At 72.9% G+C, this 12,799-nt stretch carries 14 protein-coding genes; 7 read left to right on the top strand and 7 right to left on the bottom strand.

Annotated features, from left to right (window positions below):
* Nucleotides 1-9: 9 nt before the first annotated feature.
* Nucleotides 10-1,455 carry an amidase gene (locus EDF28_RS07480; protein WP_123937743.1) on the bottom strand — a complete coding sequence of 482 codons (1,446 nt, stop codon included), beginning with the start codon at nt 1,453-1,455 and terminating at the stop codon, nt 10-12.
* 55 nt (nt 1,456-1,510) lie between these two features.
* Nucleotides 1,511-2,377 carry a 3-hydroxyacyl-CoA dehydrogenase family protein gene (locus tag EDF28_RS07475; RefSeq protein WP_123937742.1) on the bottom strand — a complete coding sequence of 289 codons (867 nt, stop codon included), beginning with the start codon at nt 2,375-2,377 and terminating at the stop codon, nt 1,511-1,513.
* A gap of 80 nt (nt 2,378-2,457) precedes the next feature.
* Here EDF28_RS07475 and EDF28_RS07470 point away from each other — a divergent pair, with 80 nt between their 5' ends.
* Genes EDF28_RS07470 through EDF28_RS07460 form a run of 3 tightly spaced genes read left to right on the top strand, consistent with a single transcriptional unit; the run spans nt 2,458 to nt 4,799 of the window.
* Nucleotides 2,458-3,222 carry an acetoacetate decarboxylase gene (locus tag EDF28_RS07470; RefSeq protein ID WP_123294243.1) on the top strand — a complete coding sequence of 255 codons (765 nt, stop codon included), beginning with the start codon at nt 2,458-2,460 and terminating at the stop codon, nt 3,220-3,222.
* A gap of 9 nt (nt 3,223-3,231) precedes the next feature.
* Nucleotides 3,232-3,915, top strand: a complete 684-nt coding sequence (locus EDF28_RS19535) for a TetR/AcrR family transcriptional regulator (protein ID WP_123937741.1) — start codon at nt 3,232-3,234, stop codon at nt 3,913-3,915.
* Nucleotides 3,912-4,799: an alpha/beta hydrolase fold domain-containing protein gene (locus EDF28_RS07460; RefSeq protein WP_123937740.1), complete on the top strand. Its 888-nt coding sequence runs from the start codon at nt 3,912-3,914 to the stop codon at nt 4,797-4,799. The genes EDF28_RS19535 and EDF28_RS07460 overlap by 4 nt, the downstream gene beginning before the upstream one ends.
* A gap of 99 nt (nt 4,800-4,898) precedes the next feature.
* Here the strand turns inward: EDF28_RS07460 and EDF28_RS07455 are convergent, their stop codons facing one another.
* Nucleotides 4,899-5,798 carry an NmrA family NAD(P)-binding protein gene (locus EDF28_RS07455; protein WP_123937739.1) on the bottom strand — a complete coding sequence of 300 codons (900 nt, stop codon included), beginning with the start codon at nt 5,796-5,798 and terminating at the stop codon, nt 4,899-4,901.
* A gap of 65 nt (nt 5,799-5,863) precedes the next feature.
* Between EDF28_RS07455 and EDF28_RS07450 the strand changes: the two genes are divergently transcribed.
* Nucleotides 5,864-6,202, top strand: a complete 339-nt coding sequence (locus EDF28_RS07450) for a hypothetical protein (RefSeq protein ID WP_185094176.1) — start codon at nt 5,864-5,866, stop codon at nt 6,200-6,202.
* An 89-nt stretch (nt 6,203-6,291) separates the two neighbouring features.
* On the opposite strand, the gene EDF28_RS07445 is transcribed toward EDF28_RS07450, so the two are convergent.
* Entirely contained in the window at nt 6,292-6,597 is a 306-nt protein-coding gene (locus EDF28_RS07445) for an EthD family reductase (RefSeq protein WP_123937738.1), read from the bottom strand.
* An 84-nt stretch (nt 6,598-6,681) separates the two neighbouring features.
* Entirely contained in the window at nt 6,682-7,098 is a 417-nt protein-coding gene (locus tag EDF28_RS07440) for an HIT family protein (RefSeq protein ID WP_123937737.1), read from the bottom strand.
* Between the two features lie 81 nt (nt 7,099-7,179).
* Between EDF28_RS07440 and EDF28_RS07435 the strand changes: the two genes are divergently transcribed.
* The 3 genes from EDF28_RS07435 to EDF28_RS07420 all read left to right on the top strand — a co-directional run bounded on the left by EDF28_RS07435 (nt 7,180) and on the right by EDF28_RS07420 (nt 10,608).
* The gene (locus tag EDF28_RS07435) at nt 7,180-8,844 is read left to right on the top strand and encodes an ABC-F family ATP-binding cassette domain-containing protein (RefSeq protein WP_123937736.1); all 1,665 of its coding nucleotides are present in this window, start codon (nt 7,180-7,182) and stop codon (nt 8,842-8,844) included.
* Nucleotides 8,845-8,908: 64 nt separating this feature from the next.
* The gene (locus EDF28_RS19200; RefSeq protein WP_185094175.1) at nt 8,909-9,823 is read left to right on the top strand and encodes a L,D-transpeptidase; all 915 of its coding nucleotides are present in this window, start codon (nt 8,909-8,911) and stop codon (nt 9,821-9,823) included.
* Between the two features lie 11 nt (nt 9,824-9,834).
* Nucleotides 9,835-10,608: a 3-keto-5-aminohexanoate cleavage protein gene (locus EDF28_RS07420; protein ID WP_123937733.1), complete on the top strand. Its 774-nt coding sequence runs from the start codon at nt 9,835-9,837 to the stop codon at nt 10,606-10,608.
* Here the strand turns inward: EDF28_RS07420 and EDF28_RS07415 are convergent, their stop codons facing one another.
* Complete coding sequence (locus EDF28_RS07415) at nt 10,609-11,136, bottom strand: gluconokinase (RefSeq protein WP_123937732.1); 528 nt, start codon at nt 11,134-11,136, stop codon at nt 10,609-10,611. It lies immediately after the preceding gene.
* Complete coding sequence (locus tag EDF28_RS07410; RefSeq protein ID WP_208320946.1) at nt 11,133-12,683, bottom strand: GntP family permease; 1,551 nt, start codon at nt 12,681-12,683, stop codon at nt 11,133-11,135. The genes EDF28_RS07415 and EDF28_RS07410 overlap by 4 nt, the downstream gene beginning before the upstream one ends.
* Nucleotides 12,684-12,799 lie beyond the last annotated feature (116 nt).

The following is a 12,799-nucleotide window of genomic DNA, read 5'->3' as shown; positions in this document are numbered from 1 at the left end:
CCCACGCGGTCAGGCGGTCCAGGCAGCCGGGTGCCGCCGCTGCCACCGCAGCCGCCGCTCGAGCTGGGCCCCGATCGCGAGCAGCACCCGCTCGCCCCCGGGTCGCCCGATCAACTGGACGCCCATCGGCAGGCCGCCGCCGTCCGGGTGGTCGTCGGCGGTGACCCAGACCGGCAGGGTGATCGCCGGCAACCCGGCGACGTTCGCCATCGAGGTCCACGGCGAGTACGCGCACTGGCGGCGGAAGTCCTCATCCGGGTCGTCGCCGTACCAGCCGAGCGGCCGCGGGGTCAGTGCGAGGGTCGGTGACAGGACGGCGTCGAACCGGTCGAACGCACCGATCAGCGTCGCCGAGAACGTGTCGAGCGCCGTCATCGCGTCGAGCACCTGCGTGCCGGTGAGCCGCCGTCCTCGCTCCACGAGCCACGCCACCAGCGGCGTGAGCGCGGTCAGGTCGATGCCGGGGACCATCGGCAGCCGCGCCGCGGAGCTCTCCCACGCCACCCGGAACGCGTCGGCGTACGGCGCCTGCGGCATCTGCACGTCCTCGACGCCGTGCCCCAGTTCGCCGAGCACCCGCACAGCGGTCTCGACGGCGGCGCGCGCCGCGGGGTCGACCACGACGTCGACGGTGTCGTCCCACGGTGAACCGTCGAGCAGCCCGACGACGAAGCGTCCCTCACCGCGGACGGCCGCCGCGGTGAACGGACCGTCACCGCGGGACGGCGTGACCAGGGCGTACGGCGACGGTTCCGGCAGGCCGGTCGGCGCGACGAGGGCGTCGAGCAGCATCCCTGCGTCCGCGACGGACCGGGTCAGCGGCCCGGCGACGGAGAGCCCGCCGACACCGGAGCGACCGGGCATCGCCGGCACCCGCCCGCGGCTCGGCTTCAGGCCGACGAGTCCGGTCGCGGCGGCCGGGATCCGGACCGATCCCCCGCCGTCGGACCCGACGGCCGCAGGAAGCAGCCCGGCCGCCACAGCGACCGCCGCTCCGCTCGACGACCCCCCGGGCGCGCGGGTCGTGTCGTAGGGGTTCCGCGTCACGCCGAACCGCGTCTCCGACGACGAGGACATCCCGAACTCCGGCGACGCCGTCTTGCCGAGGCTCACCGTGCCGGCGGCGTCGAGCGCCGCGACGAGCGGGTGGTCGGCCCCGGCAGGGCGCTCCGGCAGACTCGCGGTGCCGGAGCGCGTGGGGACCCCGGCGCGGTCGTACAGGTCCTTGTCGGCGGACGGGAGGCCCCACAACGGTCTGGACGTCGGCACCAGGTGCCCGAGACGGTCGGCTCTCGTGCGCGCGGCGTCCGCCGTGACCGTCACGAACGCACCGAGGGCCGGGTCGAGGCGCTCGATGCGGGCGAGGTAGTGCTCCGTCACCTCGAGCGCGGTCGCCTCCCCCCGGCGGATCCAGTCCCAGAGTTCCTGCGCGGCGAGGTGGTGGAGTTCGAACACGGTTCCCGAGCCTAGGCGGCGACGGTGCCGGTCGTGCGTCAGTGCTGGTCGTACGTCAGTGCTGGTCGTACGCGTAGAAGCCGCGGCCGGTCTTCACGCCCAGGTGCACCGCGTCGACGTACTGCCGGAGCAGCTGCCGTGGGCCCTCGGGCAGGTGCGGGTCCTCCGCCGCATAGTGCTCCTCGATGTCCAGGACGACGTCGAGCCCCACCTGGTCCATCATCCGGAACGGCCCCGCGGGCGAACCGGTGTTCACCGCGAACATGGCGTCGACGTCCTCCGGCGTGGAGACCCCGTCGGCGACGACGGCCAGGGACTCGCGCTTGATGGCCGCCCAGATGCGGTTGAAGATGAACCCGGTCGACTCCTTGCGGGCGACGAACGGCCGGACGCCGTAGGTCGGCAGGACCTCGAGCAGCAGGTCGATGACCGCGAGGTCGGTCTCCCCGTCGCTCATCAGGTCGACGGCGTTCTGCGTAGGCGGCATGTAGAAGTGCATGTTCAGCACGCGCTCGGGGTGCTCGACCTCGTCGATCACGAGTCGGCTCGCGTACGACGACGAGTTGCTCGCCAGGATCGTGTCCGCCCCGACGGCGCGGTCGAGCTGCCCGAACACCGTCGTCTTGAGGTCGAGGCGCTCCGGGATCGCCTCGACGACGAGCCACGCACCGGCGACGGCCTCGTCCAGGTCGTCGAACGCGCGGACGGTGCCGACCGCGCCCCCGTCCCGCGCCGCGGCGAGCGCCGGGAGCTCGCGCTCGACGTACTCGACGGCGGCCGTGCGGACCGGCTCGGCGAGGTCGTACACGCGGGACTCGCCGCCGGCGCTGGCGAACACCAGGGCGATGCGACGACCGAGGGTCCCACCGCCGATCACGGTGACGGGTCGGTTGCGGATGTCGGTCGGCAGGGAGAAGCCCATGGTGTCCTTCGTTCTCGGGTGTACGTTCGATACACAACGTACTCAGTACGGAACGTATCGCAACTCGACAAGGAGTTCCCATGCAGGCCTCGGACGTCCTCCGCCACGCCACCACCCCCCTCACCGGGCCGGTCTACCCGCTGCGCCCGACGCGCTTCACCGATCGCGAGTACTTCAACGTCGTGTACCGGACCGACCCCGACGCCCTCCGCGCCGTCGTGCCGGAGCCGCTGCAGGTCGACGCGCCGCTGGTCCGGTTCGAGGTCATGAAGATGGGTGACGTCGACGGCTACGGCCCCTACGTCGAGTCCGGTCAGGCGATCCAGGTCACCCACGACGGCGAGGTCGGCGAGTACCTGCACGCCATGTACCTCGACAACTCCGCGGCGACGCTCGCCGGTCGCGAACTGAGCGCCTACCCGAAGGTGCTCGGGACCCCGGGGTTGCGCGTCGACCAGGGCGCCCTCGTCGGCACGCTCGACCGCGGTGCCGAGCGCGTGGCGACGGCGACCATGGCGTACCAGTGGGAACCGATGGACCCGGTCGAGGCCGCGGCGCAGATCACGGTGCCGACCTGGATGGTGAAGCTCGTCCCCGACGTGACGACCCTGGGGCTGCGCGCCGCCGATCTCGTGCGGACCGAGATCACCGACATCGTCGTGAAGGGGGCCTGGACCGGGCCCGCCCGCCTGCAGCTGTTCGAGCACGCCCTCGCGCCGATGGCCGACCTGCCGGTGCTCGAGGTCATCAGCGCCTCGCACGTCCTGACCGACCTGACGCTCGCGCCGGTGCGGTCCGTGCACGACTACCTGGCCGACCCGCGCCGGTCGGACGACGCCTCCTAGGATGAGCCGATGTCCCCACGAGTGAGCGACGACACCGCCGCACCCGCCCGCCCCACCCGGCGGCGCAGCAGCACCCGCGCGGAGCTCGTCCGCGCGGCCGAGGCGCTGTTCGACGAGACCGGCTCGGCCTCGGCCAGCGTCGAGGCGATCGTCGCGCGTGCGGGGTTCACGCGCGGCGCCTTCTACTCGAACTTCGCGACGACCGACGAGCTCTTCTTCGCGGTGTACGAAGCGCAGGAAGCCGTGGTCGTCGAGCGGCTCGAGGACGGCTTCCGGGCCGCGCTCGGCACGACCGACCCGCAGTCCGTCGACGCGATCGTCTCCGGGGTCCTCGGCGGCCTGCCCCCCGAGGGCAAGTGGTACGCGATCCGCTCGGTCCTGCTGTCCCGGGCGCGACACGAACCCGAGCTCCGGGCACTGCTCCGAGCGCACACCGACGCCTTCCACGCGGCACTCGAACCGCTGCTCGTCGAGTCGGTCACGGCACAGGGCCGGCGACTGACCGTCGCCCCGGACGTCTTCACCCGGGCGGTCGTCGCCGCGCACGTCGGCGCGGTCAGCCAGACGGTGCTCTACGACGACGCCGCGACCATCCGCGTCGCCGCGGTGCGGGGCGCACTCCTCGGACTCAGCGAGCCGGCGCGCGAGCCCGACGGTGCCGACGACACCGACGACACAGGAGGTACAGCGTGATCGTCCCCGAAGCCGCGGTCCCGCTGTTCCTGCGGGCCACGCACGCGAACGCGCCGTTCATCACCGAAGCGGGAGCGCACCGAGCGGTCCGCCGACAGGCCCTCCGCCCCGAGCCGTTCGGACCACCGAAGCGCCTCCGGCCCGACGTGCGCGTCGACGTCCACCGGCAGGGCGGCACCCCGGTGTACACCGTGACGCCGAGCCGCCAGCCACCGCTCCGCGACGTCGTGTACGTGCACGGCGGCGGGTGGGTCCACGAGATCGCCCCGCAGCACTGGGCGCTCATCGCCCAGCTCGCCGCCGAGGCGCGCGCCACCGTGACCGTCCCGATCTACCGACTCCTGCCGGACGGCAACGCACGGCAGGCGCACGACCTGGTCCTCGACGTCGCACGCCGCGTCATCGACCGGCGCGGACGGGTGCAGCTCGCCGGCGACTCCGCCGGTGGGCAGATCGCGCTCTCCGTCGCCCAGACCTTGCGCGACCAGGGCGTCCGGACGCTCCGGACCGTCCTGGTGTCACCGGCGCTCGACCTCGGCTTCTCGAACCCGCGCATCCCCCAGGTCCAACCGAGCGACCCGTGGCTCGGTCGCGACGGGGGCCGTGTCCTCGGTCACCTGTGGGCCGACGGCCTGTCGATCGACGACCCGGTCGTCAGTCCCCTGGCCGGTTCGTTCCACGGCCTCGGCCCGATGCTCCTCCACACCGGGACCCACGACGTGCTGAACCCCGACGCGCACCTGCTCGTCGCGGCCGCCCGGGCCGCGGGCGTGGGCGTCACGCTGCGCGAGCGCCCCGGCGCCCTGCACGTGTTCCCCCTGCTGCCGACGCGCAGCGGACGAGCAGCACGGCAGGAGATCGTCAGGGCCGTCCGCGGCGCCTGACCGTCAGCGCAGGACCCGGCCGGCGCGTGCCCGTGACGGCCACGGCGGCGGACCGCCGGCCGTCCTGCGCGACGCGGGGCGGGCCTCCCGGTCAGACCATCAGACGCCCAGGTGGGCGGCGAGCACGTCGCGGACGCTCGTCCACCCGTGCGGACCGAAGCGGTCGTCGTCGACGTGGTGGAGCTCCGCCTCGCCGCTGAACATGCTCACGAAGTACTGCATGCCCTGCCAGGCCGGGAACGGTTCGGCGTCGTCCTTCGACAGCCGACGGCCGATCCGTGCCATCGCCGACAGCGTGCCGGTCGTCCCCGCCCACTGCAGCCGGAACGGGGTGCCGGTCAGTCGGGACATCGTGTCGGCGATCGACCGTGCCGTCACGCGGTCACCGGCGACCTCGACCACACGGGGTGCGTCCGCGTCGACTGCGACGAGCGCCGTCACGCGCGCGACGTCGTCCTTCGTGGTGAAGTCGAGGACCTGGTCGGCCGACGACCAGTAGAGCACCCGCTGGCGGTCGAACAGGATCAGCGGCGCCTGACCGGTGAGCATGTCCGTGAACGCCCCGTTCAGCACCGAGGTCGCACGGATCGGCGCAGCGTCGAGGGCGGCGGCGAACTCGCGGCGGAGCTCGAAGTTCCGGTTCGAGCCGGGCGTGATCGAACGGTAGTCGGCGGCGTAGTCCGAGGGGATGAACCGCGGGACGCCGGCCTGGACCGCGGCGTCGAGCAGGGCGCGCTGGGCGTCCACGATCACGGCGCGGGTGCCGCTGACCGTGGACACGACGACGTCGACCCCGGCGAGCGCCGTGACCAGCGCCGGTGCGTCCGTGTAGTCCGCGGTGACGACGTCGATGCGGTCGTCGTCGGCGAACTGCCGCTGGGCGCCGGTGCTGGACGGGCGGGTGAGGACGCGGACGCGGGTGTCGTGCTGCAGGAGCTCGCGGACGATGCGTCCGCCGAGGTCTCCAGTGGCGCCGGCGACGAGGACGGTGGTGGTCATGGCGGCCACGCTACGGGTGCGGGGGTGCGGCGGGCACAGGTGCGGAGTCCACGTATCCTGCGGAGGTGGACACGACTCTCCCCTCCGGCACGACGAAGCGCCGGATCGAGCTCCGGCTCGCTCGCCCCCTGCTCACCTGGTTCGCCCGCCCGACCGTCACGATCGACGGGGTCGGGCACCCGGCGCAGTGGGGCACCGGCACGTGGGCCGTGGCCGACGACGGCCGGACCGTGATCGGGGTGTACCTGTTCAACCGGGCATGGCGCTTCGGCACGGCGACGGTGACCGTCGGCGATGCCGACGTGCTCGAGTACCGCGCGGGTGTGCTGCCCGTCGGCGCGGGGCTGTTGGCGCCCCTGCCGGTGCCGGGCCTGCCGGGCCTGCCGGGCCGAGATTCGCGCTGAGCGACACTCTTCGCGGCGTGGGGCCCGAGGAATGTCGCTGAGCCCGAGACCCGGGCCCGGCGCCCGGCCAGGCCCGGCCCGGCTCGGTGCTACTCGTGCTCGATGTCGGAGAACAGGCCGGTGAACGTGGCGCCGGTGCCGCCGAGCTGCTGGAAGAACGCCCCGGCCTCGGTGGTCGCCACCGCGTCGGAGGCATCCCCGTACGAGGCGAAGTACAGGTCGAGGGTGCGGTGCGCCGGTGTGGGCGTGCCGTCCTCCTTCGGCCAGACCTTCGCCGCCTCGAGCCGCTGCAGGCCGGGCAGCTTCGCGGCGAGTGCCTCGAGCTCCACGTAGGACTGCTCGAACGCCGACGGGTCGGCCGGGTTGTCGATGATCAGGGTGATCTTCGTGGTCATGGTGTGCTCCTGGAGGTGTCGGTGGGACGGGTGACGGTGCAGCGCCCACTCCACTCCGTTCCGCGCACCGCTGCCCGGGATCGGCTACTCGAACATCTCGGCGAGGAGTGCGTGCGGGTCACCGTCGACGACGTGTGCCGAGGGCGGCTCCGGCCAGTGCGTCGTGCCGTCGTCCGGCCAGCACGGCACGACGTGGAAGTGCAGGTGCCGCACGCTCTGCCCGGCATCGGCGCCGGAGGCCTGCAGCACGACGGTGCCGGTGGCGCCGAGTGCGCCCCGCATCGCCCGTGCGACACGCTGCGCGAGCGCGACGGTGGCGGCCAGTGCCACCGGGGCGGCACCGAGCAGGTCGTCGGCGTGCTCGACCGGTGCGACGAGGGTGTGCCCGGGTGCGAGCGCGGACCCGGGCAGCGGCGCGAACGCGACGGCGTGGTCCTCGCGCTCGACCCACACGGCCGGTTCGTCGCCGGCGATGATCGCGCAGAAGACGCAGGATGCCATCCGTCCAGTGTGCTGCACCCGGAGCACCGGGCGCTCCGAGGGCGGTGCCGTGCGCGCGCCGCCGCGTGGGACGATTGGCGCATGACCGCCACGCTCGTCGCCAAGGGCCTGTCCGGCGGGTACGCCGCTCGCACGCTGTTCGACTCCCTCGACCTCACGGTGGCACCGGGCGACGTGATCGGCGTCGTCGGCGTGAACGGTGCCGGCAAGTCCACCCTGCTCCGACTGCTGGCAGGTGTCGACGAGCCCCTGGCGGGCACGGTGTCGCTCGCGCCGACCGACGCGTTCGTCGGCTGGCTCCCCCAGGAGCACGAGCGGATCACGGGCGAGACCGTCGCCGCGTACATCGCCCGACGGACCGGCTCGGCCGAGGCGACCGAGGCCATGGACGCCGCGGCTGCCGCGCTCGGCGACCCGGACGCCGGCGACGCTGCCGCGGACCGCTACTCGACGGCGCTCGACCGCTGGCTCGCCGCGGGCGCCGCTGATCTGGAGGACAGGATCCCCGCCGTCCTGGCCGACCTCGGCCTCGAGACCGGAACCGATGACGACGGCGTCGGGCCGGACTCGCTCATGACCGCGCTGTCCGGTGGGCAGGCCGCTCGGGTCGGGCTGGCGGCGCTCCTGCTGTCGCGGTTCGACATCGTCCTGCTCGACGAGCCCACCAACGACCTCGACCTCGACGGGCTGGACCGGCTCGAGGGGTTCGTCCGGGGCCTCCGCGGCGGGGTCGTGCTCGTCAGCCACGACCGGGAGTTCCTGGCACGGTCGGTGACGAGCGTGCTCGAGCTCGACCTGGCGCAGTCGTCCAACCGGCTGTTCGGCGGCGGCTACGACTCGTTCCTCGAGGAGCGCGAGATCGCCCGGCAGCACAAGCGCGACGCGTACGAGGACTACGCCTCCACCAAGGCCGACCTGGTCTCCCGCGCCCGCACACAGCGCGAGTGGTCGAGCCAGGGCGTGCGCAACGCCATGAAGAAGGCCCCGGACAACGACAAGATCCGGCGCAAGGCCGCCTCGGAGTCGAGCGAGAAGCAGGCGCAGAAGGTCCGCCAGATGGAGTCCCGCATCGCGCGGCTCGACGAGGTCGAGGAACCCCGCAAGGAGTGGCAGCTCGAGTTCACGATCGGCAGCGCGCCCCGGTCCTCGGCCGTCGTGGCCACCCTGTCCGACGCCACCTTCACGCAGGGCGACTTCACGCTCGGCCCGGTGTCGTTGCAGGTCGACGGCGGCGACCGCATCGGCATCACCGGACCGAACGGCGCCGGCAAGTCAACGCTGCTCCGGGCACTGCTCGGCAAGCAGGCGCCGACGACCGGCACCGCCTCGCTCGGGTCGAGCGTCGCCGTCGGCGAGGTCGACCAGGCCCGTGCGGCCTTCACCGGCGACCAGTCGCTCGCCGCGGCGTTCGAGGCGATCGTGCCCGAGTACACCACTGCCGACGTCCGGACGCTGCTCGCGAAGTTCGGGTTGAAGGCCGACCACGTCGGACGGCCCGCGTCGGCGCTCTCCCCCGGCGAACGGACCCGCGCCGGACTGGCGCTGCTGCAGGCCCGCGGGGTGAACGTGCTCGTGCTCGACGAACCGACGAACCACCTCGACCTGGTGGCCATCGAGCAGCTCGAACAGGCGCTGGAGTCGTACGACGGCACCCTGCTGCTCGTCACGCACGACCGGCGCATGCTGGAGACCGTCCGCCTCGACCGGCAGTGGCACGTCGACGCCGGCCGGGTCACCGAACGCTGACGACACCAGGAGCACACACCCAGACGACGAGCGCACGCTGGACCAGGAGCACAGGGGGATGCCGATGCGACGCAGGGGCTGGATCGCCGTGGTCGGGGGTGCAGCGGCGCTCGCCGTCGCGGCCGCCGTCGTCGTCGGGGTGACAGCCGACCGTCCGGACACCGACCCGACCCACGTCGCACGGGCCACCCCGACCGCGACGCCGACGCCGACCCCCACCCCGACGCTCGCGGCCGTCCCCCGAGCGCCGTCGGCCGCCACCCTCGCCGCCCTGCCGTCGGCGTTCCACGACGGCGTCGTCCCCGAACTGCTCGACGGCCGGGACGTCCGCCCCGCGGACACCTGGCAGATCGCCACCCCGCGGCACGACCTCGTGGCCCTGTACGCCAGCCCGTCCAGCCGCGCCCGCCCGGTGGCCACGCTGTCGCACCTGGTGTCAACGATCGACCTGCCCGCCGCCACCGCTGTCTGGGGCCGGTCGCCCGGCGTCGACGGCGGCATGCTCCTCGTCTCGACCCCGGCCCGGAACCGCACCCCGGGCGTCGGCGGCGACCCGGAGGCGCCGAGCGCCACGTTCGCCTGGGCACGGGCCGCCGACTTCACGGTCGCCGACACCGACCGGATGATCCGCGTCGACGTCGCCCGGAGCACGGTCTCCGTCGTCACCCGGAGCGGCCAGGTCACCGCGACCGAGGCGGCCCGGCTCGGCACCACCGAGGACCCCACACCGTCCGACACCGCCACCTACGTCGAAGCGGCGTACGTGGACACCCGCGTGACCTACACGCAGGGCAACCCGATCATCCTGACCGGGGCGCACTCGTCGCGGATCCCGTCGTACGGCGGCAACGCGGCACTGACGGCGCTGCACTACTACCCCGACCCGACCGGCAGTTCGCACGGGTGCGTGCGGATCTCGGCGGAGATGACCCGCACCCTCGCCGCCCTGCCCGTCGGCACCCCGATCCGGTTCACCTGAGGAGCGACCACGTGCCCGACCTGCAACTCGCCCTGAACGGCGACACCACCCACCCGGCGATGCCGCGCACACCGGACGAGATCGCTCGTGACGCGGCAGCGTGTGTGGCGGCGGGCGCGACGCTCCTCCACCTGCACGCCTTCGACGACGACGGCGCCGAGTCGCTCGCCGCCGGACCGGTCGGCCGGATGCTCCGCGCCGTGCGGGCGGCGTGCCCGGGGATCCCGCTCAACGTCACGACCTTCGCCGCGATCGTGCCCGACCCCCGCGAACGACTCGACCTCGTGTCCACGTGGACGGAGCTGCCCGACCTGATCGCCGCGAACCAGGGCGAGGACGGGATCGACGACGTGACCGATCTCCTCGCGCGACGCGGCGTCGGGGTCGAGGCGTGCGTGCTGAGCACCGACGACGCCGAGCGGTTCGTCCGGAAGGGCGGCCACGACCGGTTCGTCCGCCTCGTCGTCGAGCCGCTCGTGGACGACGCCGACGACGCGCTCGCGCTCGACGCCGAGATGGAGTCGATCGTCGCCGCCGCGGGGGTCCGGCTCCCCCAGTTGCACCACGGCATCGGCGCAGCCTCGTGGCAGGTGAGCCGCCGCGCCCTCGCGCGGGGCCACGCGATCCGCACCGGGCTCGAGGACACGAGCGTGCTCGAGGACGGCACGGCGGTGACGTCGAACGCACAGCTCGCCGCCGCTGCAGCGCGACTGGTGGCCGAGGCCAGCCGAGCCGACACCGGATCCGACTCCGACTCCGACTCGGACTCCGAGGCAGCTAGCTAGCTAGCGGCCGCCGCCGAGCCCGAGCCGCTCGACGACCTCGGCGCTCTCCTCCTCCGGAGTGCGGTCGGCCGCGATCGTCAGGTGCGCCTCGTCGTCCTGCGGCGGCTCGAGCGTCGCGAGCTGGGACTGCAGCAGCGACGTCGGCATGAAGTGGCCAGACCGCTGCGACATGCGCTGTTCGATCAGCGCGCCGTCACCGGCCACGTGCACGAACACCACGCCGGGCGCCCGCAGCACGTCGCGGTACGACCGCTTCAGCGCCGAGCAGGTCACGACACCGTGCGTGCCGGCGTCGAGGTGCCCGCGGATCCAGCCGGCGACGACGTCGAGCCACGGCCAGCGGTCCTCGTCGGTGAGCGGTGTGCCGGCGTGCATCTTGTCGACGTTGGCCTGCGGGTGCATGGCGTCGCCCTCGGCGAAGTCCCACCCGAGCTGCTCGGCGACCATCGCGGCGACGGTCGACTTGCCGGAACCGGAGACCCCCATGACGACCAGGACACGCGCATCCAGAGCGGAGTCGCTGCTCATCGGATGAACACCCCGGCCAGCAGCACCCCGAGCAGACCGAGCACCGAGATGAGGCACTCGAGCACCGTCCACGTCTTGAAGGTCTGTCCCACGGTGGTGTTGAGGTAGCCCTTGACGAGCCAGAACCCGGCGTCGTTGACGTGCGACAGGAACACCGAGCCCGCACCGATCGCCAGCACGAGCAGCGAGGTCATCGGCGTGGACAGGTCGGCGGCGATCGGGGCCATGATGCCCGCCGCGGTCACGGTGGCGACCGTGGCCGACCCGGTGGCGACACGCACCAGGGCCGACACGACCCAGGCGACGAGGAGCACCGAGACGCCGGAGTCCTTCACGGCGTCGGCGATCACCCCGCCGATGCCCGTGTCGATGAGCACCTGCTTGAACCCACCGCCGGCACCGACGATGAGCAGTACCCCGGCGACCGGGGGCAGCGCGCTCTCGAGCGACTTCGCCACGGCGGACCGGTCCATGCCGCCGCCGATCGCGAAGAAGACCATCGCGTAGATCGCGGCGATGCCGATCGCGATCATCGGCGACCCGAGGAAGTCGAGCAGGCTCACCCACGAGCCAGCGGCGTCGGGCATCGTGGCCTCGCGGACGGCCTGGGCGAGCATGAGGACGACGGGCAGCAGGATGCCGATGAGCGCGACGGTGAACGACGGGCTGCGGGGCTCGCTGATGACGCGCGTGAAGTCGCTCTTGCCGTTGGGAAGGGACGCGGTGTCCTGCGTGGCGGGGCCGCGCCGGGCCTCCCGTCCGCCCGAAGCGGGGTCCTGCGGACCGGACGCCGACCCGGAGTCCGACCCACGCGACCCGAACATGTCGGGCGCGGGGATGTCGACCCAGCGGGCCGCGAACTGGGCGAACACCGGACCGGCCAGGATGATGACCGGGATCGCCAGCACGATGCCGAAGGCGAGCGTGGTGCCGAGGTTCGCGCCGACGGTCGAGATCGCGACGAGCGGGCCGGGGTGCGGCGGGACGAACGCGTGCATCGTCGACAGGCCGACCAGGGCGGGCACGGCGATCTTCATGATCGGCACGGAGCTGCGCTTCGCGACGAGCACGATGATCGGGATGAGGAGCACGAGGCCGACCTCGAAGAACATCGGCAGGCCGATCAGCGCACCGATCAGGGCCATCGTCCACGGCAGCGCGGCCTTCGACGACCTGCGCACCAGGGTGTCGACCACGCGGTCGGCGGCGCCGGAGTCGACGAGCATCTTGCCGAACATCGACCCGAGCCCGACCAGGATGCCGACGCTCGTCATCGTCGCACCGAAGCCGTTGCCGAAGCTCACGACGGCCTTGTCCGGCGCGAGCCCCGCACCGATGCCGACGCCCAGGGCTCCGATCACGAGCGCGATGAACGGGTGCACCTTGAGCCAGGTGATGAGCGCGATGATCACGACGATGCCGACGAGGGCCGCGATGATCAGCTGCGGGATCGGCCCGGACGGGTCGACCGTCTCGGTGCCGCCGCCCTCGGCCGCGAGGACCGTGCCCACGGGGTGGGCGAGCAGGTGGACTGGAGCGTGAGGCATCGGTGCCCCTTCCTGGAGCCGCTGCCGCGCGGCTCCGTCGCCTTCGTGTCGAGGGGCGGCTGGCGCTTCGCGCACCGACTCTCAATAATCTGATTAATCAGACTATACGACGATCC

Origin of the sequence: Curtobacterium sp. PhB137, assembly GCF_003814955.1 — a bacterium.
Lineage (GTDB): Bacteria > Actinomycetota > Actinomycetes > Actinomycetales > Microbacteriaceae > Curtobacterium.
This window is presented reverse-complemented; position numbering and strand designations above follow the sequence as displayed.

What these genes read in the sequence shown, in the direction of transcription:
- EDF28_RS07475 (WP_123937742.1), bottom strand. Translation starts at nt 2,377, where the DNA reads ATGGGCTTCTCCCTGCCGACCGACATCCGCAACCGACCCGTCACCGTG.
- EDF28_RS07470 (WP_123294243.1), top strand. Translation starts at nt 2,458, where the DNA reads ATGCAGGCCTCGGACGTCCTCCGCCACGCCACCACCCCCCTCACCGGG.
- EDF28_RS19535 (WP_123937741.1), top strand. Translation starts at nt 3,232, where the DNA reads ATGTCCCCACGAGTGAGCGACGACACCGCCGCACCCGCCCGCCCCACC.
- EDF28_RS07455 (WP_123937739.1), bottom strand. Translation starts at nt 5,798, where the DNA reads ATGACCACCACCGTCCTCGTCGCCGGCGCCACTGGAGACCTCGGCGGA.
- EDF28_RS07445 (WP_123937738.1), bottom strand. Translation starts at nt 6,597, where the DNA reads ATGACCACGAAGATCACCCTGATCATCGACAACCCGGCCGACCCGTCG.
- EDF28_RS07440 (WP_123937737.1), bottom strand. Translation starts at nt 7,098, where the DNA reads ATGGCATCCTGCGTCTTCTGCGCGATCATCGCCGGCGACGAACCGGCC.
- EDF28_RS07435 (WP_123937736.1), top strand. Translation starts at nt 7,180, where the DNA reads ATGACCGCCACGCTCGTCGCCAAGGGCCTGTCCGGCGGGTACGCCGCT.
- EDF28_RS19200 (WP_185094175.1), top strand. Translation starts at nt 8,909, where the DNA reads ATGCGACGCAGGGGCTGGATCGCCGTGGTCGGGGGTGCAGCGGCGCTC.
- EDF28_RS07415 (WP_123937732.1), bottom strand. Translation starts at nt 11,136, where the DNA reads ATGAGCAGCGACTCCGCTCTGGATGCGCGTGTCCTGGTCGTCATGGGG.
- EDF28_RS07410 (WP_208320946.1), bottom strand. Translation starts at nt 12,683, where the DNA reads ATGCCTCACGCTCCAGTCCACCTGCTCGCCCACCCCGTGGGCACGGTC.